The organism is Pseudomonas sp. sp1636 (genome assembly GCF_030376615.1).
Taxonomy (GTDB): domain Bacteria; phylum Pseudomonadota; class Gammaproteobacteria; order Pseudomonadales; family Pseudomonadaceae; genus Aquipseudomonas.
In genome coordinates, this window is the sequence record NZ_JARRAB010000017.1 from 1 (window position 1) to 21,812 (window position 21,812).

A 21,812-nucleotide genomic window follows, 5' to 3' on the forward strand; every position below is an offset into this window, starting at 1 on the left:
CGGTCTGACGCACGTGAATGGTGTTGCTGCCTTCGACGGCAACCGGAGGCGTAGTGCTCCAGGTGCTGCCATCGGTGCTGTATTCGACGGTGGCGCCGGCTTCCAGGCCGCTGACGCTGTAGCTGCCGTCGTTGCTGATCAGATCGCCGGCCACACCGCTGTCGGTGTCGAGGCTGAGGGTCGGCGCGGCGACCAGGGTGTCGAGGGTGAAGGTCAGGCTGGACGGCGCCGAGGTGTTGCCGGCGACATCGGTCTGACGCACGTGAATGGTGTTGCTGCCTTCGACGGCAACCGGAGGCGTAGTGCTCCAGGTGCTGCCATCGGTGCTGTATTCGACGGTGGCGCCGGCTTCCAGGCCGCTGACGCTGTAGCTGCCGTCGTTGCTGATCAGATCGCCGGCCACACCGCTGTCGGTGTCGAGGCTGAGGGTCGGTGCGGCGACCAGGGTGTCGGCAACTACGACAGCGTTTTGAGCGTCGATACCGAGTTGCTCAGATTGGACAGAGTCATTGAAGTCCAGCCCTGCAGTCTCAAACCCAATTGTCGGATCAAGCTGCTGACCCGTTTCATTCAGCATCACAAAGCTGAGGCCGCCGCCTGCCGCGCCGCCTGCACCACCTGTCGCACCCGGGCCTGCGGCGGTAGGTTCGAGGTCGGCTGTCGGGTCGAAGCCGGCGGCGATGGCTTGTTCCAGTTCGGAGGTAGGCTCTTGCGCCGCCTCTGCTGGTTCTGAGGGTTGATCGCCTGCAGCTTGCCAGTTGCCGTTGGCAGCAATATCGATCACATCGCCATTGGCCAGTTGCAAGGTTGCCGAGCCGCCTGATGCGGTCACTACCTGGTCGCCCTGGAACAGGCGTTCACCTTCGAACACTTGCCGCTTGAGGCCGTCGAGGGAAACAACAAATACCTGGCCCACAAGACCTTTAATGACTGCGACAAAATTGCTCATGCTTAAGCTCCAGACGCGCAGGGCGTGGTGTGATCCTTGATTAATGCTACATAGGTCAGGATAGCGCCGAATTGACGTGCCAATTTAATGGCGTCAGCGGTGTGGTTCTGTTCCGATTAGGAATGCTACCATGCCAAACTATTGACCACTCTTTCGCGATGATACACACTCGCTATCGCTGATGTCACTTTGATATTGATCTGGTTGCTCATGCTGCATCCGCCACCTGACAAGGGTGAATGAGTGATTTTGTTGATTGAATTGCCGTGCATTAATCCACTTTTCCAGTATGCCGTCAGCCCCCTTCTGACTGAAAGGAATCTTATCTATCATGCGTTTCTCAGCTCTGCTTCCCCTGGCTCTGGCTGTTTCTCTGTCGGCCCACGGCCAAACACTCAATGAGGCCATGCAGAGCGCTCTTGAGGTGCATCCAGAAATCCAGGCGGGGATCAATGCACGTCTGTCCGTCGAGGAGCAGATGAAGGCGGCCCAGGGCGGTTATCTGCCGCAGGTCGACCTGCTTGCCGGCTATGGCCGCGAGGGCAGCGACACTCCGGGCACTCGTGGGCTTACCCACAACACCGAGACCCTGACCCGCGGCGAGTCGAGCCTGCGCTTGCAGCAGATGCTGTTCGACGGTTTTGCCACCAGCAGCGAAGTCGGCCGCCAGCGGGCGACTGTCAATGCCCGTGCCTATGAGTTGTTGGGCACGTCCGAGCGCACGGCGCTGACCGTGGTGCAAGTTTATCTGGAAGTGCTCAAACGTCAGGATTTGGTGCGTCTGGCGGCGGATAACCTGCGCAGCCACGAGCGCATCTACGACCAGATTTCGCTGCGCAGCGAACGCGGAGTCGGGCGTATGGCCGATCTTGATCAGGCCGAGGCGCGCTTGGCTCAGGCGCGGAACAACCTGATCACCGAACAGACCAATCTGGCCGACGCGCAGGTCAATTATTACAGCGTGGTTGGTCGCGATCCCAGTGAGTTGAGCATGCCGCAAGGGCTGCCGGGTCGTTTGCCGGAAAGCCTGCAGACCGCTCGTGAAGAAATGCTGGCGAACAACCCGTTTTTGAGTTCGGCCGAGTCCGATGTGCAGGCTACCGAGCAGCAGTATGAGGCGGCCAAGTCGGCGTTTTATCCGCGTTTCGATGCCGAACTGTCGCGCGGAATGGATAACAACCTGGATGGCGTGTCTGGTCATAGCAATGAATGGCAGGCGATGCTGCGCATGCGCTACAACCTGTTCGCTGGCGGCAGCAACAAGGCCGACTTGCAGTCCAAGGCGCACCAGATCAACCAGGCCATGGATGTTCGCAATAACGCCTTGCGCGTACTGATCGAAGATCTTGGCCTGGCCTGGAACGCCCTGGCGAATGCGCGTCAACAATTGCCTATCGCTCAGCAATATGTCGATTACAGTAGTCGGGTTCGCGATTCCTATCAGAAGCAGTTCGGCCTGGGCGAACGAACCCTGCTGGATCTGCTCGACAGCGAGAACGAACTGTTCACCGCTGCGCGCCGCCTGGAAGAAGTGCGCTTCACGGAACTGTTTACTCAATACCGGATCAAGGCGACCATGGGCTCCCTGCTGCAAAGCCAAGGTGTAGTCGCACCCATGGCCGCGGCACCGCTGGATGTGGTCAAGGCCAAGGTGACACTGCCGGGCCTGAACTGAGAGCGGCTTTCCTTCGAGCATGAGTGAACCTTTGTGGCAGTAGAAGTCAGCCAGGCCCCGACCCGTAGCGATCCGCGCGATCGCTACGATGACCCACTGCTCGACAGCTTGCTGTCACTTTGTGGCTTGCACCAGAAGTCGGTCAGCCGCGCCATGCTCACCGCTGGCTTGCCGCTGCCCGAACAGCGCCTGAGTGTCGATTTGCTACCGCGTGCGGCGGCCCGCGCCGGCTTGCAAGGGCGCTGGTTGCGCCGCGGTTTGCAACAAATTCCGGCGCTGGCCATGCCCGCCCTGTTGTTGCTGCACGAAGGTCGCAGCGCGGTGTTGCTCGGCTGGGACGAGCAGGGCCGTGCGCGGGTCATGCCCAGCGAGAGCGAGGGTGGTGAAGTCCTCGTCAGTGCCGAGGTGTTGGCCGAGGATTACAGTGGCCAGGTGTTCTTTGCCCAGCCGCTGCACAAGTTCGATTTCAACCGCGGCGAGTTGATTCCACGGGCCACTTCCTGGTTTCGCGACACCCTCAAACGCTCCCGCTGGCTCTATATAGACGCTATCGCGGCCAGTTTCCTGATCAGTCTGATCGGCCTGGTCACGCCGCTGTTCGTCATGAATGTTTACGATCGGGTGGTGCCCAACCAGGCAGAGGCCACGCTCTGGGTGCTGGCGATCGGTATCTGCGGGGTGTATCTGTTCGATCTGCTGCTGAAGACCTTGCGCGGTCTGTGCCTGGATCTGGCCGGTAAGAAGACTGACCTGATCATTTCGGCGACGCTGTTCGAACGTGTCGTCGGCATGGCCATGAAGTTCCGTCCGGCAAGGGTCGGTAGTTTCGCCCAGAACATCCATGAATTTCAGAGCCTGCGCGATTTCCTCGCCTCGCTGACCCTGGCCAGTGTCATCGATCTACCCTTTACCCTGTTGATTTTGGCGGTCATCGCGATGATCGGCGGCCATCTGGTGTGGATTCCGGTATTGGCCTTTCCGCTGGTCGCCCTGATCGGCTGGGCGTTGCAGCGGCCCCTGGCGGAAACCATGGAGCGCACCATGGCGCTGGCCGCCGAGCGGCAGTCGAGCCTGATCGAAAGCCTCGCCGGACTGGATGCAGTCAAGGTCAATAATGCCGAGAGCGAGCGCCAGTATCTGTGGGAGCAGACCATCGGCACCCTCAGTCGCCTGGAGTTGCGTGCGCGCATGCTCTCCAGTCTGGCGATGAATGCGACCATGCTGCTGCAGCAACTGGCCGGCGTCATCGTGATCGTCTTCGGCGTTTACCAGATCATCGACGGCCAACTGAGCATGGGTGGCCTGATTGCCTGCTACATGCTCAGCAGCCGTGCGCTCGGCCCCCTGGCCCAATTGTCCGGTCTGTTGACCCGTTACCAGCAGGCCCGCGTCACCCTCGACTCGGTCAATCAGATGATGACCCTGCCGCAGGAGCGTCAGGAAGAAGAGCGTCCGCTCAAACGTCAGGCATTGCAGGGCGCCATCGAGTTCCGCCAGCTGGATTTCCATTATCCGGATCAGCAGCAGGCCGCCCTGCAGAACATCAACCTGGTGGTGCGACCCGGCGAGAAGATCGGCATCATCGGCCGCAGCGGCTCCGGCAAGAGTTCGCTGGCCAAGCTGATCGTCGGTCTGTATCAGCCGGATGCCGGCAGCCTGTTGGTCGACGGCGTCGATGTGCGCCAGCTGGACGTCAGCGATCTGCGCCACAACATCGGCTACGTGCCCCAGGATATCCAGCTGTTTTCCGGCACGCTGCGCGACAACCTGGTGACGGGCGCGCGCTACGTGGAGGATGAGCTGGTCTTGCAGGCGTCCGAGTTGGCCGGGGTGCATGAGTTCGTGCGCCTGCATCCCAAGGGCTACGAACTGCAGGTCGGCGAGCGGGGGCAGAACCTTTCCGGTGGGCAGCGGCAGAACGTGGCCCTGGCCCGGGCGTTGTTGCTCGATCCGCAAATCCTGCTGTTCGACGAGCCAACCAGCGCCATGGACAACACCGGCGAAGAGCGGCTCAAGCAGCGTTTGGCGGCCGTTATCGGCAGCAAGACCCTGCTGCTGGTTACCCACCGTGCCTCCATGCTCAGTCTGGTCGACCGGCTGATCATCGTCGACCGCGGGCAGATCATCGCCGACGGCCCTAAAGGCAGTGTCATGGAAGCGCTGAAAAAGGGGCAGATCAGTGTCAGCTAAACCGTCGTCAAAAGGTCTGCGGCAAACCTTGGCATCTTACTTCGGCAGCCATGACGCCATGGGCGATGAACCCCTGCCGGAAGTCAGCAAGGCGCTGATCGAGGATGCGCCCAGGGTCATTCGCCTGACCATCTGGGGCTTGATTGCCTTCGTGGCCTTCTGTTTGCTGTGGGCGCATTTCGCCGTGGTCGACGAAGTGACCCGTGGCGACGGCAAGGCGATTCCTTCCTCGCGCCTGCAGAAAATCCAGAACCTGGAAGGCGGTATCGTTTCCGAACTGTTCGTCCGCGAGGGGCAGATCGTCAATGTCGGCGATCCGCTGCTGCGTCTGGATGACACGCGATTCGCTTCCAACGTCGGCGAGACCGAGGCCGACCGCCTGGCCCTGCTGCTGCGGGTCGAACGCCTCAGCGCGGAAGTGCAGGGGCGCGAATTGCTGGTGGTCGAGGAAGTGCGCGAGAAGGTACCGCGTCAGGCCGAGAACGAGGAGCAGTTGTTCAACAGCCGGCGCCAGCAGCTGCAGGACGAGGTGGCCGGGCTGGAAGAACAACTGACTCAGCGACGCCAGGAGCTGCGCGAGTTTGCTTCCAAGCAGAACCAGTTCCGCAGCAGCCTGGAGCTGTTGCGCCAGGAAATTCGCATGTCCGAACCCCTGGTGGCCGAGGGGGCGATTTCTCCGGTTGAAGTGCTGCGCTTGAAGCGTGCCGAGGTGGAGAGCCGCGGCCAGTTGCAGGCCACCACCCTGGCGATGCCGCGTGCCGAGGCCGCGATCAAGGAAGTCGAGCGCAAGATCGACGAAACCCGCGGGCGTTTTCGCAGCGAGGCGCTGACCCAGTTGAACGAGGCGCGCACCGATCTGAGCAAGATCCAGTCGACCGGCAAGGCGCTGGAGGATCGGGTCAATCGCACCCTGGTCACCTCACCGGTGCGCGGTATCGTCAAGCAGCTGCTGGTCAATACCATCGGCGGGGTGATTCAGCCGGGCAGCGACCTGGTGGAAATCGTACCGCTGGGCGAGAACCTGCTGGTGGAGGCGCGTATCCGTCCGCAGGACATTGCCTTCCTCCATCCGGGGCAGGAGGCCATGGTCAAGTTCACCGCCTATGACTACACCATCTACGGCGGACTCAAGGCCGAGCTGGAGCAGATCGGCGCCGACACCGTGACCGACGACGATGGCAACAGCTTCTACGTGATCAAATTGCGCACCAACAGGAGCCACCTGGGCAGCGAAGAACATCCGTTGCTGATCATTCCCGGCATGGTCGCCTCGGTAGACATCATCACCGGCAAGAAAAGCGTGCTCAGTTACCTGCTCAAACCGATCATCCGTGCCCGTGCCGAGGCGTTGCGCGAGCGCTGATCGGAGCTATGGGCAGATGAAAAAGCCGCAGGTATCTGCGGCTTTTTGCTATCTGCAGATCGTAGCCTCGTAGCCCGGATTGCACCCGCGCTACACGAGCGGCCCGTAGCCCTGCGCTTACTCGACGAACAGCTGCTGCACCACCGAAAAGTCCTGCTTGCCCTTGCCTTGTTTGAGCAGCAGGCGATACAGCTGCAGGGCCAGGGCGCCCATCGGTGTGCTGCTGCCGCTGAGTTGCGCGGCTTCCTGGGCCAGGCCCAGATCCTTGGCCATCAGCTCGGCCATGAAACCACCGGAATAGCCTTTGGAGGCCGGGGCGTTTTCCATCACCCCGGGCCAGGGGTTGTATTTCTCCAATGTCCAGTTGCCGCCGGAGCTCTGGCGCATGATCTCGGCCAGTACCGCCGGCTCCAGGCCGTTGGCCACACCCAGGGCCATGGCTTCGGCGGTGGCGATCATCTGCACCGCCAGCACCTGGTTGTTGCACACCTTGGCCACCTGGCCGGCGCCATCCGGGCCGGCGTGGAAGATGTTGCTGCCCATGGCGGCAAAAACGGGACGGGCTTTTTCCAGGGTGGCCGCTGCGCCGCCGATCATAAAGGTCAGAGTGCCGGCCGCCGCCCCGGCGGTACCGCCGGAAACCGGCGCATCGAGCAGGGCCAGGCCGCGCTCGGTGGCGGCCTGGTGTACCTTGCGCGCCGATTGCGGGGCGATGGTCGAGCATTCCAGCACCAGGGTGCCGGGCTTGAGCGCCTCGAGAAGGCCGTTCTCGCCCAGGTAGAGTGCTTCGACATGCCGGCTGGCCGGCAGCATGCTGATCACCACAGCCGCGCCTTGCACGGCGTCGACGGCGCTACTGGCGGCTTGCGCCCCGTCCTTGGCCAGTTCGTCGACAGCCGCTTGCACCAGATCGAAGGCGCTGAGTTTGAAGCCGGCCTTGAGCAGGTTGCGCGCCATGGGCAAGCCCATGTGGCCGAGGCCGATAAAGGCGATTTGCGTCATGGTTGTTCTCCTGGCCTGTGGTGTGGGGCTCAGCGTTGCGCGCTGAACAGCGTATTGATGCGGGCGAAAGGCTCTGCCTGTTCGGCGAAGGTGAAGCTGCCGTGCTGACGAACTTCTTCGGCGGCGCGCAGGAAGGCACCGAAGGCCGCGCGGGCCAGGGAGGAGCCCAGGCTGATGCGCTTGACGCCCAGCTCCGCCAGCTCGGCGACGGTGAAGCTGGGTGAAGCCAGCCCCATCACCACGTTGACCGGCTTGGGCGCCACGGCGCGCACCATCGCGGCGATTTCTTCGCGGCTGCGCAGGCCCGGTGCGTAAAGCACGTCCGCACCTGCTTCGGCGTAGGCCTGCAGGCGGCGGATGGTATCGGCCAGGTCGGTGCGGCCATGCAGGAAATTCTCCGCCCTGGCGCAGAGGGTGAAAGGGAAGGGCTGGGAGCGGGCGGCCGCGACCGCCGCCTGGATGCGTTCCAGCGCCAATTCGAAGGGGTAGATGGGGGCGTCCGCCAGGCCGCTGGCATCCTCGATGGAACCGCCGACCAGGCCGCTCAGGGCCGCCTGCTGGATGGTTTCGGCGCAGGCCTGTGGGCTGTCGCCAAAGCCGTTTTCCAGGTCGGCGGCGACGGGCAGGCGGGTGGCGGCGATGATCGTGCGGGCGTTGTCCAGCGTCTCCTCGCGACTGATCAGGCCTTCTCCATCGCGCCGGCCCAGGCTGCAGGCCAGGCCGGCGCTGGTGGTGGCCAGCGCTTCGAAACCGAGGGCGGCCAAGGCCTTGGCTGAGCCGGCATCCCAGGGGTTGGGGATGACGAAGCAGCCAGGGCGCTGATGCAGTTGCTGCAGGGCCAGGGCCCGTTGCAGTTGATTGGGCATGGGCTTGCTCCCGGTCACAGATCCAGCAATGGGTGTTCGCCTTCCCAGGCCGCGGCGAAGTGCGCCTCGATCACTTCCTCGGGAATGCTCGCGATATCCGGCCAGTGCCAGCGTGGGGCTTGATCCTTGTCGATCAGCCGGGCGCGCACGCCTTCGGCCAGTTCCGGGTGGCGGCAGCAGTTCAGGCTGATGGCGTATTCCATCTGGAACACTTGCGCCAGGGATAGGTACTTGGCCCGGGCGAGCTGCTGCCAGACCAGGTGCGCGCTCAGGGGGCAGCCGCCGGCCAGGGTCTTGGCGGCACGCGCCAGCAGCAGGTCGCTGTCGTTGTGCAGGGCGCTGAGGGCGCGCCAGGCGCCAGGTAGATCGGCCTGGTCGAGCACCGCGTCGATGCGTTCGCGGCGCGGCAGCCATTGGGCCTCCGGCAACTCATCGAGGGCTTCGTGCTGCAGGGCCTGGAGCAGGCTGTGCAGTTGCAGCCGGGTCTGTTCCTGCCAGTTCAGTTGCACCAGACCTTCGATCAGGGCGTCCTGCTGGCTGTCGAGCAGGAAACGGTCGGCCAGATCCAGATCCAGGGCGTCGCGGGCGTTGATGCTGCTGGCGGTCAGGCCGAAGAACAGCCCGAGCTTGCCCGGCAGGCGAGGGAGGAACCAGCTGCCACCGACGTCCGGGTACAGGCCGATATTGATTTCCGGCATGCCCAGACGGCTCGACGGGGTGACGATGCGCAGCCCGGCGCCCTGCATCAGGCCCATGCCGCCGCCCAGCACATGGCCGTGGGCCCAGCAGATCAAGGGCTTCGGGTAGCTGTGAAGGCGATGGTCGAGACGGTATTCGTCGGCGAAGAAGCGTCGCGCCAGGGGCGGTACTTCGCCGGGGTGTTCGCGGCACTGCTGCGCCAGTTGCACCACGTCGCCACCGGCGCAGAAGGCTTTGGTGCCGTTGCCGCGCAGCAGCACGCAGGCGATGCTCGGATCATCCGCCCAGGCCGCGAGTTTGGCATCCAGTGCCTCGATCATCGGCAAGGTCAGGGCGTTCAGGCTTTTTTCTGCATCCAGGCTGGCGATGCCGATGCGAAAGCCATGCAGGCTGTGCGGTTCTTCGAAAATCACGTTCATGTCGCGGATTCCTGGTGCGCACGGCGCACCCTGCGGGAATAGGCTTATTTATTGCGCCACTGCGGCGCGCGTTTTTCCAGGAAGGCGTTCACCCCTTCGCGGGTGTCGTCGGCGTCGAACAGGTCGATGAAGCGCTCGCGCTCCTCGCTCAGCCAGGTGCTCGGGCTGCGTGCGCGGGCGCCCTGGATCAACGGTTTGATGGTGCGCACCGCCACCGGGCTTTGCCGCGCGACCTTGGCCGCCAGCAGCAGGGCATGGCCGCGCGCTTCGCCGCTGTCGACCAGTTGTTCGACCAGACCGATGCGCAGCGCGGTTTCGGCGTCGATGCGCTCGCCGCAGAGGATCATGCGCTTGGCCCAGCCTTCGCCGACCAGCCAGGCCAGGTGCTGGGTGCCGCCGGCGCAGGGCAGCAGGCCTACCGCGGCTTCCGGCAGAGCCATTTGTGCCTGGCGTTCGGCGATGCGCAGGTCGCAGGCCAGGGCGCATTCCAGGCCGCCACCCATGGCGTAGCCGTTGATTGCGGCGATCGACACGCCGCGGAAGTCGCGCAGCGCCTCGAAGGCTTCGCCGAAGCGTCGGGCCATTTCCCGGGCGCGGGCCTTGTCGCCGTCGGCGAACAGGTTGAGGTCGGCGCCGGCGCTGAAGAACTTACCGCCCTGACCGGTCACCACCAGGGCGTAGATGTCGTCGTCGTGGTTGAGGTGCTCGAGCAGTTGCTTGAGGCCGATCAGCGAGTCGCGATCCCAGGTATTGGCCGGCGGGTGATTGAGGGTGATCAGCGCGGTGTGGCCGTGCTTTTCCACGGTGATCTTGTGGGTCAGGTCGAAAACGCCGGGATGGTAGGGTTCGATGGCGTGGCTCATAAGTGTCCTCGTTTTCAGTATGTTCCGATGGTGCCCGCGCTCTGCGTGGGCACCCAGCCTGGGACGCTCTGCGTCCCGCTTGCCCTGTGTCAGGACGCGGAGCGTCCGGGGCGGCGTTCCCGCGCGGGAAGTGGGAACGATCAAGTTGAACCTTACAGCAGGCGGTCGAGCATACCGCCCTGGTCGAGCAGGCGGCGGGCGATGATCAGCCGCATGATTTCGTTGGTGCCCTCGAGAATCTGGTGCACGCGGCTGTCGCGCAGCCAGCGCTCCAACGGGTAGTCGTTAAGATAACCGTAGCCGCCATGCAGCTGCAGCGCATCGTTGCACAGGGTAAAACAGTGATCGGTGGCGAAGCGCTTGGCCATGGCGCAGTACAGGCTGGCCTCGCCGTGGCCCTGATCCAGCTTGTGCGCGGCCAGACGCACCATCTGCCGGCTGGCGGTGAGGTCGGTGAGCATGTCGGCCAGCTTGAATTGCAGGGCCTGGAACTCGCTCAAGGGTTTGCCGAACTGTTTGCGCTCCTCCACGTAGCGCAGCGATTGCTCCAGCGCCGCCTGGGCCGCGCCGAGCGAGCAGCTGGCGATGTTGATGCGGCCGCCGTCCAGGCCCCGCATCGCATAGACGAAGCCCTGGCCCTCGGGGCCGATGCGGTTGCCGGCGGGGATGCGCACGCCTTCGAAGCTGATGGTGCGGGTCGGTTGGGCGCGCCAGCCCATCTTCAGTTCGTTGCGGCCGTATTTCACCCCGGCGGCATCGGCCGGCACCAGGAAGCAGGAAATGCCCTTGGCGCCGCTGTCCTCGCCGCTGCGTGCCATGACGATCAGCACCTCGGTCGAGCCGGCGCCGGAGATAAAGCACTTGCTGCCGTCGAGCACATAGTCGTCGCCGTCACGCCTGGCGCGGGTGCGCAGGTGCGCGGCGTCGGAGCCGGCATCCGGCTCGGTCAGGCAATAGGAGGCGAGCAGTTCGCCGCTGACCAGGCCGGGCAGCCACTGATCCTTGAGCGCCTGCTCGGCAAAGGAGGCGAGCATCCAGGTCGCCATGTTGTGGATGGTGAGGAAGGCCGTGGTGGCGACGCAGCCGGCGGCCAGTTGCTCGAAGATCAGCGCCGCGGACAGCCGCGACAGACCCAGGCCACCGTCGTCTTCCTCGAGGTACAGGGCCAGGTAGCCCTGCTCGGCGGCCAGCTTGATAACGTCGACCGGGAAGTGGTGGTCGCGATCCCAGTCGGCGGCATGCGGCGCCAGTTCGCGGCTGGCGAAAGCGCGGGCGCTGTCGACCAGCAGGCGTTGTTCATCGCTGAGTTCGAAATCCATAAATCCTCATTGCAGGGTCAGGGGTTGCCCGGCGGCGCGTCTTTCGGCCTGCCATTCGGCCAGGTTGGGCGCCGCCTGGCTGGCGTCGAGGCGATCGACGATTTCAAAGTAGTCCTGTTTCAGCGGATCCTTGAGCACCTCGGCGCGGGCTTTGACTTTGACGGCATACACCGTCTGCAGGTTCTGGTGATCGAAGGCGCGCCACTCTTGCGGGCCCTTGAGCAATTGGTAGCGGTGCCCCTCCAGGGCCTTGATCAGGGCTTCGCTGTCCAGGCTCTTGGCCCGCTGGGCAGCATCGGCCCATTGATAGACGATGCTGTAGGCCGAGGCGGCGGAACTGGACGGGTACATCGCATAACGCTCGCTGAAGGCGTTGACGAAGGCTTCGCCCTGGGCGGATTGCTCCAGTTTAGGCACGCGCCAGGTCCACGGCTCGCTGCCGAGCACGCCTTGCATCAGGCCGGGACCGGCTTGCTCGATGATGCTCTGGGTCAGGTTGGGTGCGACTATCTGCATGCGTTCGGTCAGGCCGAGATCCTTGGCGATGCGCATGGCGCGCACCAGATCCTCGCCGAACAGCACCAGGGTCAGCACCTCGGCGTTGCTCGCCGCCGCCTGGTTCAGCGCGTCCAGGTAGTCGGCCAGACGCGCGCCGGGGAAGGGCACCTTGAGCCCGGGGTGCTTGCCGGTATCTTCACTGCCGGTGGTCTGGCGTAGCGAGTTTTCGGTGGTGTGGCCCCAGGTGTAGTCGGAGGTCACGTAGAAATAGCGTCGATCCGGCAGGTGCTTGTTCAGGTACTGGCCGAGCACCCGCGCACTCATCCAGGCGTTGTTGCACTCGCGGAACAGGTAACGGTGCGCGTCCTTGCCGGTGGTGTCGTTGGAGTAGGTGAGGGTGCCGAAATACAGCAGGCCATGGGTCGCCGCGCGCTTGCCGGAGGCGATGGCCACCGCGCTGGAGGAGCCGCCGAACAGCATGGCCGCGCCCTCGCTGGCCAGCTTGTCGACATTGTGCACGGCTTTTGCCGGGCGCGAGGCGGTATCGCGGCTGGACAGGCGCAACGGGCGCCCGAGCACGCCGCCCTTGGCGTTGAGCTCGTCGATGGCGAGCAAGGCGCCGCGCATCTGGGCCAATCCTTCTTCCTTATAGGGGCCGGTGCGCGGGTAGTTGAGGCCGAGGGTGATCGGCTCTGCGGCCTGCGCGCAGGCGGTTAGCCCAGCCCAAAGGGCCAGGGCGGTAGTCAGTCGTGGCATAACAGCTCTCCTTGTTCTTTTTGTTGGAACCAGAAGAACTTTTTACTCGGTTAGACTAATTGCCGAGATCGTCTATTGGTCTAACAGGCCCTACGCCGTTCTCATTTCAACTGAATGGTCATGTTCGCTCCGGCCACGGCGTCTTCATCGAACCAGCGGCTGGTGACGGTCTTGGTCTCGCTGTAGAAGCGCACCGCCTGTTTGCCGTAGGCGTGCAGGTCGCCGTAGAACGAGCCTTTCCAGCCGGTGAAGGAGAAGAACGGCAGCGGCACCGGCACCGGGACGTTGATGCCGACCTGGCCGACCTCCACCGCGTGCTGGTAATGCCGGGCGGCGGCGCCGGAGCGGGTGAAAATCGAGGTGCCGTTGCCGTAAGGGCTGGCGTTGACCAGGGCGATGGCTTGTTCCAGGGTGTCGACCTCCATGCACACCAGCACTGGGCCGAAGATTTCTTCGCGGTACAGGCTCATCTTCGCCGTGACGCCACGGAACAGGGTCGGGCCCAGCCAGTTGCCGTTGGGGTAGCCCGCCACCGCGCAGTGCGAGCCGTCGAGCAGGCACTCGGCGCCCTCCGCCTTGCCCTCGGCGATCAGGCGTAGCACCCGTTGTTTGGCCTGCTGGCTGATCAGCGGACCGAAGGCGGCGTGGGCATCGCTCCAGTAGCCGGGCTGCAGTTCGGCCATCTGCGCCTGCAGCGCCGCGATCCATTGCTTCGACTCGCCGACGAACACCGCCACGCTGATCGCCATGCAGCGCTGGCCGGCGGCGCCGCAACTGGCGCCGACCAGGTTGCTCAGCACCTGCTGCTGGTTGGCGTCGGGCATGATCACCATATGGTTCTTGGCGCCGGCGAAGGCTTGCACGCGCTTCAGGTGCGCGGTACCGGTGCGGTAGATGTGTTGGCCGACCGGCACCGAGCCGACGAAGGAGACGGCGCGGACATCCGGGTGGGTGAGCAGGCTGTCGACCACCTCGCGGGCGCCGTGCAGCACCTGCAACACGCCCTTGGGCGCACCGGCCTTGATAAACAGTTCGGCCAGGCGGTTGGGGGTCAGTGGATCCTGTTCCGAGGGCTTGAGGATAAAGCAGTTGCCGGCGGCGATGGCCAGCGGGAACATCCACAGCGGAATCATCGCCGGGAAGTTGAACGGGGTGATGCCGACGCAGACACCCAGCGGCTGAATCCAGCTGGCGGTGTCGATGCCCGCGGCGACGTTCTCCATGGTCTCGCCCAGCATCAGGCTGGCGATATTGCAGGCCTGCTCGACCACCTCGATACCGCGCCAGACATCGCCCTTGGCATCGGCCAGGGTCTTGCCGGTTTCGCCGGCGAGGATTTGCCCCAGCTCGTCGTGATGTTCCTTGAGCAGGTGCTGGTAACGCAGCATCAGGCGGGCGCGCTCGGACACCGGCACCTCGCGCCAGGTGACAAAGGCCGCCTTGGCGCTGGCGATGGCCGCCTCGATTTCCTCGGCAGTGGCCTTGGGCGCCAGGGCCAGGACTTGCTGGGTCGCCGGATCGGTGACTTCGATGAATTCGCGCGCGCGGCTCTCGCGCCATTCGCCGTCGATCAATTGCGCGATTGCCTTGCTCATGGCGCTCTCCGCTTGGATTCGCTCGTTGTGTCAGTGTTATAGCCGCCTCTCGAGGTTTTGTGGATTGACGATCTTGGTCGCTGGATGGACTATCTTGCTGTTGAGTTGGCGGAGGACAGATGAGCGCTCGAGTCGAAACATCGAATTGGCCATTGCCGGCCAACGGCGTGCGCTTTATCACCCCGCCGCGCTTGCGCCGCACCTTGAGCCGCCACCCGCTGGCCGCTGGCTGCTTTCCACTGGCGCTGGGTTTTTATCCGCAAGCCTGTGGGCATCGCATGAATCGTCCGCTGCCGGACGATTACCTGCTGATCTATTGCCGTGCCGGCCAGGGTTGGCTGGAGGCCGGTGATGGACGAATCGCTATCGCAGGGGGCGATCTGTTGCTGTTGCCCAAAGGCATCCCCCACGCCTATGGTACCGACCCCGACAAGCCCTGGACGCTGTACTGGGTGCATTTCGATGGCGAGCTGGTGGCGGAGTTTCTCCGCCCTCTGGGCAAGGGACCGCTGTGGCGCATCGGCGTGCAGCCGCGCCTGCTGGCCGAGTTCGATGCGCTGCTCAATCTGCGCAAACAGGGTTTGCACCTGCCGCACTTTATCCATGCCGCGCACCAATTGCAGGCGCTGCTGACCTCGCTGGCGGTGCTGCCGGCGCGGACCACGCTGAAATCGGGGCGGGTGCTGGATGTCGATGCGGTGCAGGCGGTGATGCGCGCCCACCTGCATGGCAGCCTGAATCTGGATGAGCTGGCGGCGCAGTTCAAGCTGTCGCGGTTTCACTTCGCCAAAACCTACCGCGCCCTGACCGGCCACGCGCCTATCCAGGATTTTATCCAACTGAAAATGGCCCATGCCTGCCGCTTGCTCGATGAAGGCGCGCAGGGCATCCGCCAGATCGCCGAACAGCTGGGTTATGACGATGTGTATTACTTCTCGCGCTTGTTTCGCAAGGTGGTGGGCATGGCGCCCAGCCATTACCGGGCGCTGCACCAGGGCTGATTGGGCGGGCCGCGCCTTGACTTGCCCCAGGCGCTTGTCTAGCGTGCCGTTTCCGTTCGCACGCTCAGGAGTCAGGCAATGACCGCCGCCGATAACATCAAGCTCGAAGCGGGCTGGAAAGCGGCCCTGCGCGAGGAGTTCGCCAAGCCTTATATGCAGGCACTGGCCGACTTTCTGCGCCAGGAGAAAGCCGCCGGCAAGGAGGTTTATCCACCGGGGGCGCTGATCTTCAATGCGCTCAACTCCACCCCGCTGGAGCGGGTCAAGGTGGTGATCATCGGCCAGGATCCCTACCACGGCCCGGAGCAGGCCCATGGTCTGTGCTTCTCGGTGCAGCCGGGGGTGGCCACGCCGCCGTCGCTGCTGAATATCTACAAGGAACTCAAGCGCGACCTGAATATCGACATCGCCGCCCATGGCTGCCTGCAGCACTGGGCCGAACAGGGGGTGCTGTTGCTCAACACCTCGTTGACGGTCGAGCGCGGTATTGCCGGCTCCCACGCCGACAAGGGCTGGGGGGTATTTACCGACCGGGTGATCGAGCTGGTCAGTGCGCACTGTCCACACCTGGTCGTTCTGTTGTGGGGCAAGCATGCGCAGAGCAAGGCGCGCCTGATCGACCCGAGCAAGCACCTGGTGCTGTGTTCGCCGCACCCTTCGCCGTTGTCGGCCCATCGCGGTTTTATCGGCAACGGTCACTTCAGCCGCTGCAACAAATTCCTCGTGCAGCACGGCATGGCGCCTATCGACTGGCGTCTGCCGGCGCTTTAGGCGGAGGCGACACCGGGCGGCTCGAGCAGATCACGGTGCAGGTTGCGCCGGCGTTCGCGTTGTGGGCTGCGGGGCGATTGCAATATTCGCTAAAAAAGAGCCCGCGCGAGGCGGGCTAAACGTGGCCGAAATATGCGCTAGCGACGTTGCCACAGGCGGAACAACGGCTCGGCCAGAAACATCACCAGGAACAGCCGCAGCACCTGCAGCGCGGTGACCAGCGCCACCGACAGCTGCAGGGCTTCGGCGGTCAGGCACAGCTCGGTGATGCCGCCGGGCATCATGCCGAGCATCAAGGAGGGCGGGTCTTGGCTGGCCAGCCCGCTGAACCCTTGTGCCAGTAATGCGGCGCCGAGCATGGCGAGTAGGCTGAACAGCAGGATACGGGCGAGAAAACCCGGGGCGCTGCGAAAAAACGTGCGGTCGAAGTGGCAGCCCAGGGCGCAGCCGATCAGCCACTGGCCGGCCTGGCCGAGGCCGCTCGGCAAGCCGATGTGCAGGTCGAAGCCGACGCTGGCGACGGCGCACGCCGTCAGCGGCCCGAGCATCCAGGGGTTGGGTTGTCTGAGTCTTTTCCACAGCAACGCCAGCAGCGCGCCGGCGGGTAACAGTGCGGCCAGCCAAGGCCAGCTCACAGTCGCAGCCGCTGGCGGCTCGATGGGCGGCAGGCTCCAGGTGAACAGCGCCGGGATCAGCAGCACCACCAGCAACAGGCGCAGGCTGTGCGCGGCGGCGACCCGGGCGATCTGCGCGTCGTGGCGTTGCGCCAGGTTGACCATCTCGCTGGCACCGCCGGGCATGCTGGCGAAAAACGCCGTGGCGCGGTCGACCCCGGCGCGGCGCAGCAGGGCAATGCCGATCAGGCTGAGCAGCAGGGTGCCGAGTGCGCCGGCGAGGATCAGCGGGAAATGGCTGAGCACTTGCGCCATCACCGCGCCGGTGAAGTGCAGGCCGAGGCCGCTGGCCACCAGCCATTGACCGGTCTGCCGGCCGCCCGGCAGCTCAGTGACCAACCAGCCGCTGCAACGGGCGGCGATCACCGCCAGCAGCGAGCCGATGATCCACGGCAGCGGCCAGCCGATCAGGCTGGCCAGGTAGCCGCCGGCCAGACCAATCGGGGGCGTGAGCCACCAGCTGCGCCAGTGCTGCAGCGCCGCGGGCAGTTTAGGCATGGGCCAGGCGCGCCTTGTTGCGCGCACGCCACCAACGCAGGCCGGGCAGGGCCAGCATCAGCGCCGCCAGCGCCCACAGGCACAGGCTGATCGGGCTTTGCCAGAGGATGCCTAGCTCGCCAGCGGAGATCGACAGGGCGCGGCGCAGGTTGTCTTCCATCAGCTCGCCGAGGACGAAGCCGAGGATCACTGCCGACAGCGGGAAGTCCAGCTTGCGCAGGATATAGCCGAACACCCCGAGGCCGATCATCAGCACCAGGTCGAAGGTGGTGCTGTGCACCGCGTAGACGCCGACCATGCTGATCACGCTGATCGCCGGCACCAGTATCCAGTTGGGCACGCTGAGCATGCGCGAGAACAGGCCGACCAGCGGGATGTTCATCACCAGCAGAATCACGTTGCCGATGAACAGCGAGGCGATCAGGCCCCAGACCACATCCGGCTGCTGCTCGAACAGCAGCGGGCCGGGGGTGATGTTGTACAGCGACAGGGCGCCGATCATCACCGCGGTGGTGCCCGAACCGGGTACGCCCAGGGTCAGCATGGGAATCAGCGAGCCGCAGGCCGAGGCATTGTTGGCCGCTTCCGGGGCGGCCAGGCCGCGCAGGTCGCCTTCGCCGAACTTGCCGCCGCTGCCGGCCAGGCGCTTCTCGGTCATGTAGGTCATGGCGCTGGCGATGGTCGCGCCGGCGCCGGGCAGGGTGCCGATGACGAAGCCGGCCAGGGAGCTGCGGATCATGGTCCAGAAGGTGGCGCAGAATTCCTTGAAGTTGAACAGCAGGCGACCGCTGGCTTTCACCGCCTTCTGCCCGCTGTGGGTGTTTTCCAGCATGACCAGGATCTCGCTGACGCTGAAGAAGCCGATCACCACGATGATGAACTGGATGCCGTCGGACAGGCTGACGCTGCCGAAGGTAAAGCGGTACACGCCGGTGGTGGAGTCGACGCCGACGGTCGCCAGGGCCAGGCCGATCAGTGCGGCCATCAGGGTTTTCACCGGCTTGTCGCCGACCATGCCGCCGAGGCAGGCGATGGCGAAAATCATCAGCACGAAGTATTCCGCCGGGCCGAAGGCCACCGCCCATTTCGCCAGCAGCGGGGCGAACAGCACCACGCCGCAGGTGGCGATGATGCTGCCGGTAAAGGAGCTGACCGCCGACAGCGACAGGGCGATACCTGCCTTGCCCTGACGCGCCAGCGGGTAGCCGTCGAGGGTGGTCATCACCGCTGCGGCGTCGCCCGGTACGTTGAGCAGGATGGCCGAGATGCGGCCGCCGTACTCGCAACCCAGGTACACCGCGGCCAACAGGATCAGTGCGGTTTCCGGCGGCAGGCCGAAGGCGAAGGCCAGCGGCAGCAGCAGGGCCACGCCGTTGATCGGGCCGAGGCCCGGCAACAGGCCGACGATGGTGCCGACGAAGGCGCCGAACAGCGCCACCAGCAGGTTGTTCGGGCGGGTGGCGACATCGAAGCCTTGTAACAAGAAATGTAGGGTTTCCATCTCAGCTCTCCACCAACGCTTCGAACAGGCCGAGGGGCAGCGGCACGTCCAGGACTAAATCGAACAGGCCAAACAGCAGCACACCCATCAGCACGCCACTGATGGCGCAGGGCAGCAGGCGGCCGGTGAACAACAGGCCCATGGCGAAGGTGGCCAGGGCGGTGCTGAGGACAAAGCCCAGCGCTTCGAACGTCAGGGCATAGGCCAGCAGGGTCAGCACGCACAGCAGCGCGCGTTTAGCGCTGGGCAGATGCAGTTGTTGCTGCAGCACGCCCGGCTTGAACAGCAGCCACAGCGAGCCTGCGCTCATCAGTGCCAGCAACAGCAAGGGGTAGGCGCGAGGGCCGACCGGGTCGTAGGCGAAGGGCGCCTGGAAACCCCAGGCGATAACGGCGAGCCCGGCGCAAAGCAGCAGCCAGACCGCGGAAAACAGGCGGACGTACATAACTGGGGTACCTCGACGAGGTCAGGAGATTCGAGCAAGCGTAGCGAGCGATGGGAAGGCAAGGCGGCAAGCGGTGAGAAAGCGCAGTTTACGTCTGTAAATGAGCATTTCGAGCCGCTTGCCAGCGCTGCATTATCGAGCGCAGTAGCTTCCTTACTGGACCAGGCCGAACTCGCCGGCCAGCGTCTTGTACTCTTCCACTTGCTTGAGGACGAAGGCCTTGAGCTCGTCGCCGGTCATCGACAGCGGCAGCAGGTCGCGCTGCTCGCGCAGCTTGGCGAAGTCTTCGCTGGCCAGCAGGCTGTCGAACTGCTGCTTCCACCAGTCGTACTGTTCGTCGCTGACCTCGGGGCCGACATAGAAACCGCGAATTACCGGCCAACTGATGTCGTAGCCCTGCTCCTTGGCGGTCGGGATGCTGGCCAGCTTGCCCGGCAGGCGCTCATCGGCGAGTACCGCGAGGATGCGCACCTTGTTCGCTTCCAGTTGCGGGGTGACCTCGCCCAGGCCGCTGCTGGTCACCTGCACGTGGCCGCCGAGCATGGCGGTGAGGGTTTCGCCGCCGCCCTCGAAGGCCACGTAACGCAGGTTCTTCGGGTCGATGCCGGCGAGGCGGGCGATCAGCGCGGTCTGCATCCAGTCCTGGCCGTCGATGGTCGCGCCGGCGCCGAAGACGATGCTCGACGGGTCTTTCTTCAGCGCCTCGACCAGGTCGGTGAGCGTCTGATAGGGCGAGTCGGCACGCACGGTGATGGCGCCGTAGTCGGTGCCCACCGCGGCCAGCCAGCGCACGGCGGTTTCGTCGTAACGGCCGAACTTGCCCTGGGCCAGGTTGAGCAGCGAACCACTGGAGAAGGCGATGATGGTGCCCGGGTCGTCGGCGCGCTGGGCCACTACCGCGTTGTAGGCCACCGCGCCGACACCGCCGGGCATGTAGGTGACGCGCATCGGCGCCTTGAGCAGGCCGCCGTCTTTCAGGCCGCTCTGCGCCAGCTTGCAGGTCAGGTCGAAGCCGCCGCCGGGCTTGGCCGGGGCGATGCATTCGGGGCGCTTGGGTTCTGCGGCCAGCAACTGGCCGGCGAAGGCCAGGCAGGCGCTGGCCAGGGCGAGTCGGGTAAAGGCAGTTTTCATGGTGGATTCCTCTCGATTGTTATTGTGGGTTACCAAATCGGTAGTGTGTAGCCGACGATCACACGGTTCTCGTCCGCATCGCGGGCGAAGTCGGAACGGAAGCTGGCGTTGCGCAGGCGCACATAGAGGTTCTTTGCCGGGCCGCTCTGCACCACGTACTTGAGTTCGAGGTCGCGCTCCCACTCGCTGCCGCGGGCGCTGCTGCCGGTGATGCGGGCGTCGTCGCCGCTGACGTAGCGGGTGAGGAAGCTCAGGCCAGGCACCCCGAGGGCGGCGAAGTTGTAGTCGTAGCGGGCCTGCCAGGAGCGTTCGTCGGGGTTGGCGAAGTCGTTGATCTGGACGAAGTTGACCAGGTAGGGGTCGCCGCCGTCGATGTAGGCGTAGCCGGTGTCGCCGCTCATATCCTGGTAAGCCAGGGTCAGCTTGTGGCCGCCGAGGGCGTAGGCGAGGCTGCCATTCAGTGCGCGGTTGTCGACCTTGCCGGCCTTGGCCGCACCGCTGTCGTCGCTGAGCATCAGGCGCAGGTCGGCGGACAGGGTGCCGGGGCCGACCTTGTGGCTGGAGAGCAGGTTGAAGAAGTGCTGGCGGTAGATGTCGTCCAGCTCGCCGTAGAAGTAGCGGCCACTGAAACCAGCCCCGAACTGGTAGTCGAGGCCAGCTAGGTCCAGGTGGTCGGCCGTCACACCGCCCGGGAAGCGCTTGTTCTTGCTGTTGAGCAGCAGCTCCTCGGAGTCGGTCGAGGCGCGGTCGATGACCTTGTCCAGGCGCCCGCCGGTGAAGGTCAGGCCGTCCAGCTCGCTGGAGGTGAGCAGACCGCCCTCGAATACCTGAGGCAGCAGGCGGCTGTCGCTGGCCTTGACCACCGGCAGCTCGGGCACGTGCGAGCCGTAGCGAAATTCGCTGGCGGACAGCTTGACCTTGGCGGTCAGGCCCAGGCGGCTGAACTCGTCCGGGGTGCCGCCGTCGTCCTGCACCGGTAGCAGGTCGGTGCCGGTGCGGCCGCTGCCGGAGTCGAGCTTGACGCCGAGCAGGCCCAGGGTATCAAGGCCGAAGCCCACTGTGCCTTCGGTGTAGCCGGACTGGAGGTCGAGGATAAAGCCCTGGCCCCATTCCTCGCGCTTGTTCTGGCCAGTGCCTTCGCGGAAGTCGCGGTTCAGGTAGATATTGCTGGTGGACAGGCTGGCTGTGCTGTCTTCGACAAACGCGGCCTGGGCGACGGGCGCGAACAGCGCTGCGGTTACGGCTAGGCTAAGCAGGCGGGCTGGCGGCAATGCTTGAGGCGATGCGATGGGCATCCTGTGGTCTCCAATATTGTTTTTGTACGGCGGCGCACCACTGCGCGAACCGTTTTAGTAGGTGGATCGAGCCACCTGGGGCTGATCCTAGGCGGTCAAGCTTTCGCCAAGCTTTCAGCGCTGAAAAAAACGCCTGGAGCGTTTTTGCACGTCGCCTGCGACGGCCCGCAGGGTGGCCGCCAGGGATGGCAGGCCACAAAATTTTTTCGTGGCGGCGGCTGCGTGCGGGCATTAAGAAGGCGCTTCACGGTGCTCGCCGCGGCGCTACACTGCGCGCCTTGAACGAGCTTTATCGGCGGGGG

Annotated in this window: 18 protein-coding genes; 5 read left to right on the forward strand and 13 right to left on the reverse strand. The window is 64.6% G+C overall.

What is annotated here, in order from left to right; genetic code table 11:
• Positions 1-949 (reverse strand): retention module-containing protein (locus P8H27_RS16165; protein ID WP_289638643.1); only part of this gene is annotated, 949 nt, incomplete at its 3' end.
• A gap of 331 nt (positions 950-1,280) precedes the next feature.
• Between P8H27_RS16165 and P8H27_RS16170 the strand changes: the two genes are divergently transcribed.
• From P8H27_RS16170 to P8H27_RS16180, 3 genes are read left to right on the forward strand one after another with little or no spacing between them, the layout of a single operon-like run.
• Entirely contained in the window at positions 1,281-2,624 is a 1,344-nt protein-coding gene (locus tag P8H27_RS16170; RefSeq protein WP_289638645.1) for a TolC family outer membrane protein, read from the forward strand.
• Between the two features lie 33 nt (positions 2,625-2,657).
• The gene (locus P8H27_RS16175; RefSeq protein ID WP_289638646.1) at positions 2,658-4,814 is read left to right on the forward strand and encodes a type I secretion system permease/ATPase; all 2,157 of its coding nucleotides are present in this window, start codon (positions 2,658-2,660) and stop codon (positions 4,812-4,814) included.
• Between the two features lie 58 nt (positions 4,815-4,872).
• Positions 4,873-6,177, forward strand: coding sequence for an HlyD family type I secretion periplasmic adaptor subunit (locus P8H27_RS16180; protein ID WP_289638750.1), 1,305 nt, complete (start codon positions 4,873-4,875; stop codon positions 6,175-6,177).
• A 117-nt stretch (positions 6,178-6,294) separates the two neighbouring features.
• On the opposite strand, the gene mmsB is transcribed toward P8H27_RS16180, so the two are convergent.
• The 7 genes from mmsB to P8H27_RS16215 all read right to left on the reverse strand — a co-directional run bounded on the left by mmsB (position 6,295) and on the right by P8H27_RS16215 (position 14,194).
• A complete protein-coding gene (gene mmsB / locus P8H27_RS16185; RefSeq protein ID WP_289638647.1) occupies positions 6,295-7,179 on the reverse strand; it encodes a 3-hydroxyisobutyrate dehydrogenase in 885 nt (294 codons plus the stop codon).
• 29 nt (positions 7,180-7,208) lie between these two features.
• Entirely contained in the window at positions 7,209-8,045 is an 837-nt protein-coding gene (locus P8H27_RS16190; RefSeq protein ID WP_289638648.1) for an oxaloacetate decarboxylase, read from the reverse strand.
• A gap of 14 nt (positions 8,046-8,059) precedes the next feature.
• Positions 8,060-9,163 carry an enoyl-CoA hydratase/isomerase family protein gene (locus tag P8H27_RS16195; protein WP_289638649.1) on the reverse strand — a complete coding sequence of 368 codons (1,104 nt, stop codon included), beginning with the start codon at positions 9,161-9,163 and terminating at the stop codon, positions 8,060-8,062.
• A gap of 44 nt (positions 9,164-9,207) precedes the next feature.
• A complete protein-coding gene (locus tag P8H27_RS16200) occupies positions 9,208-10,026 on the reverse strand; it encodes an enoyl-CoA hydratase (RefSeq protein ID WP_289638650.1) in 819 nt (272 codons plus the stop codon).
• A gap of 152 nt (positions 10,027-10,178) precedes the next feature.
• On the reverse strand, positions 10,179-11,345 hold the full coding sequence (locus tag P8H27_RS16205) for an acyl-CoA dehydrogenase family protein (protein ID WP_289638651.1): 1,167 nt from the start codon (positions 11,343-11,345) through the stop codon (positions 10,179-10,181).
• A 6-nt stretch (positions 11,346-11,351) separates the two neighbouring features.
• Positions 11,352-12,599 carry a substrate-binding protein gene (locus tag P8H27_RS16210; protein WP_289638652.1) on the reverse strand — a complete coding sequence of 416 codons (1,248 nt, stop codon included), beginning with the start codon at positions 12,597-12,599 and terminating at the stop codon, positions 11,352-11,354.
• Positions 12,600-12,700: 101 nt separating this feature from the next.
• Complete coding sequence (locus P8H27_RS16215) at positions 12,701-14,194, reverse strand: CoA-acylating methylmalonate-semialdehyde dehydrogenase (protein ID WP_289638653.1); 1,494 nt, start codon at positions 14,192-14,194, stop codon at positions 12,701-12,703.
• Between the two features lie 119 nt (positions 14,195-14,313).
• Here P8H27_RS16215 and P8H27_RS16220 point away from each other — a divergent pair, with 119 nt between their 5' ends.
• A complete protein-coding gene (locus P8H27_RS16220; protein ID WP_289638654.1) occupies positions 14,314-15,195 on the forward strand; it encodes an AraC family transcriptional regulator in 882 nt (293 codons plus the stop codon).
• 78 nt (positions 15,196-15,273) lie between these two features.
• Positions 15,274-15,966 (forward strand): uracil-DNA glycosylase, encoded by a 693-nt coding sequence (gene ung, locus P8H27_RS16225; protein WP_289638655.1) that lies wholly within the window; start codon positions 15,274-15,276, stop codon positions 15,964-15,966.
• Positions 15,967-16,103: 137 nt separating this feature from the next.
• Here the strand turns inward: ung and P8H27_RS16230 are convergent, their stop codons facing one another.
• The 5 genes from P8H27_RS16230 to P8H27_RS16250 all read right to left on the reverse strand — a co-directional run bounded on the left by P8H27_RS16230 (position 16,104) and on the right by P8H27_RS16250 (position 21,510).
• Entirely contained in the window at positions 16,104-17,138 is a 1,035-nt protein-coding gene (locus P8H27_RS16230; protein ID WP_289638656.1) for an AbrB family transcriptional regulator, read from the reverse strand.
• Positions 17,131-18,639, reverse strand: a complete 1,509-nt coding sequence (locus tag P8H27_RS16235; RefSeq protein WP_289638657.1) for a tripartite tricarboxylate transporter permease — start codon at positions 18,637-18,639, stop codon at positions 17,131-17,133. Before P8H27_RS16235 ends, P8H27_RS16230 begins: the two co-directional genes overlap by 8 nt.
• 1 nt (position 18,640) lies before the next feature.
• Positions 18,641-19,084 carry a tripartite tricarboxylate transporter TctB family protein gene (locus tag P8H27_RS16240; protein WP_289638658.1) on the reverse strand — a complete coding sequence of 148 codons (444 nt, stop codon included), beginning with the start codon at positions 19,082-19,084 and terminating at the stop codon, positions 18,641-18,643.
• A 153-nt stretch (positions 19,085-19,237) separates the two neighbouring features.
• Positions 19,238-20,215 (reverse strand): tripartite tricarboxylate transporter substrate binding protein, encoded by a 978-nt coding sequence (locus P8H27_RS16245; RefSeq protein ID WP_289638659.1) that lies wholly within the window; start codon positions 20,213-20,215, stop codon positions 19,238-19,240.
• A gap of 29 nt (positions 20,216-20,244) precedes the next feature.
• Positions 20,245-21,510 (reverse strand): OprD family porin, encoded by a 1,266-nt coding sequence (locus P8H27_RS16250; RefSeq protein WP_289638660.1) that lies wholly within the window; start codon positions 21,508-21,510, stop codon positions 20,245-20,247.
• Between the last annotated feature and the right edge of the window lie 302 nt (positions 21,511-21,812).

Excerpts from the sequence above, each read along its gene's own strand:
- P8H27_RS16170 (WP_289638645.1), top strand. The coding sequence starts at position 1,281 with ATGCGTTTCTCAGCTCTGCTTCCCCTGGCTCTGGCTGTTTCTCTGTCG.
- P8H27_RS16180 (WP_289638750.1), top strand. The coding sequence starts at position 4,873 with ATGGGCGATGAACCCCTGCCGGAAGTCAGCAAGGCGCTGATCGAGGAT.
- mmsB (WP_289638647.1), bottom strand. The coding sequence starts at position 7,179 with ATGACGCAAATCGCCTTTATCGGCCTCGGCCACATGGGCTTGCCCATG.
- P8H27_RS16190 (WP_289638648.1), bottom strand. The coding sequence starts at position 8,045 with ATGCCCAATCAACTGCAACGGGCCCTGGCCCTGCAGCAACTGCATCAG.
- P8H27_RS16195 (WP_289638649.1), bottom strand. The coding sequence starts at position 9,163 with ATGAACGTGATTTTCGAAGAACCGCACAGCCTGCATGGCTTTCGCATC.
- P8H27_RS16200 (WP_289638650.1), bottom strand. The coding sequence starts at position 10,026 with ATGAGCCACGCCATCGAACCCTACCATCCCGGCGTTTTCGACCTGACC.
- P8H27_RS16205 (WP_289638651.1), bottom strand. The coding sequence starts at position 11,345 with ATGGATTTCGAACTCAGCGATGAACAACGCCTGCTGGTCGACAGCGCC.
- P8H27_RS16210 (WP_289638652.1), bottom strand. The coding sequence starts at position 12,599 with ATGCCACGACTGACTACCGCCCTGGCCCTTTGGGCTGGGCTAACCGCC.
- P8H27_RS16215 (WP_289638653.1), bottom strand. The coding sequence starts at position 14,194 with ATGAGCAAGGCAATCGCGCAATTGATCGACGGCGAATGGCGCGAGAGC.
- P8H27_RS16220 (WP_289638654.1), top strand. The coding sequence starts at position 14,314 with ATGAGCGCTCGAGTCGAAACATCGAATTGGCCATTGCCGGCCAACGGC.
- ung (WP_289638655.1), top strand. The coding sequence starts at position 15,274 with ATGACCGCCGCCGATAACATCAAGCTCGAAGCGGGCTGGAAAGCGGCC.
- P8H27_RS16230 (WP_289638656.1), bottom strand. The coding sequence starts at position 17,138 with ATGCCTAAACTGCCCGCGGCGCTGCAGCACTGGCGCAGCTGGTGGCTC.
- P8H27_RS16235 (WP_289638657.1), bottom strand. The coding sequence starts at position 18,639 with ATGGAAACCCTACATTTCTTGTTACAAGGCTTCGATGTCGCCACCCGC.
- P8H27_RS16240 (WP_289638658.1), bottom strand. The coding sequence starts at position 19,084 with ATGTACGTCCGCCTGTTTTCCGCGGTCTGGCTGCTGCTTTGCGCCGGG.
- P8H27_RS16245 (WP_289638659.1), bottom strand. The coding sequence starts at position 20,215 with ATGAAAACTGCCTTTACCCGACTCGCCCTGGCCAGCGCCTGCCTGGCC.
- P8H27_RS16250 (WP_289638660.1), bottom strand. The coding sequence starts at position 21,510 with ATGCCCATCGCATCGCCTCAAGCATTGCCGCCAGCCCGCCTGCTTAGC.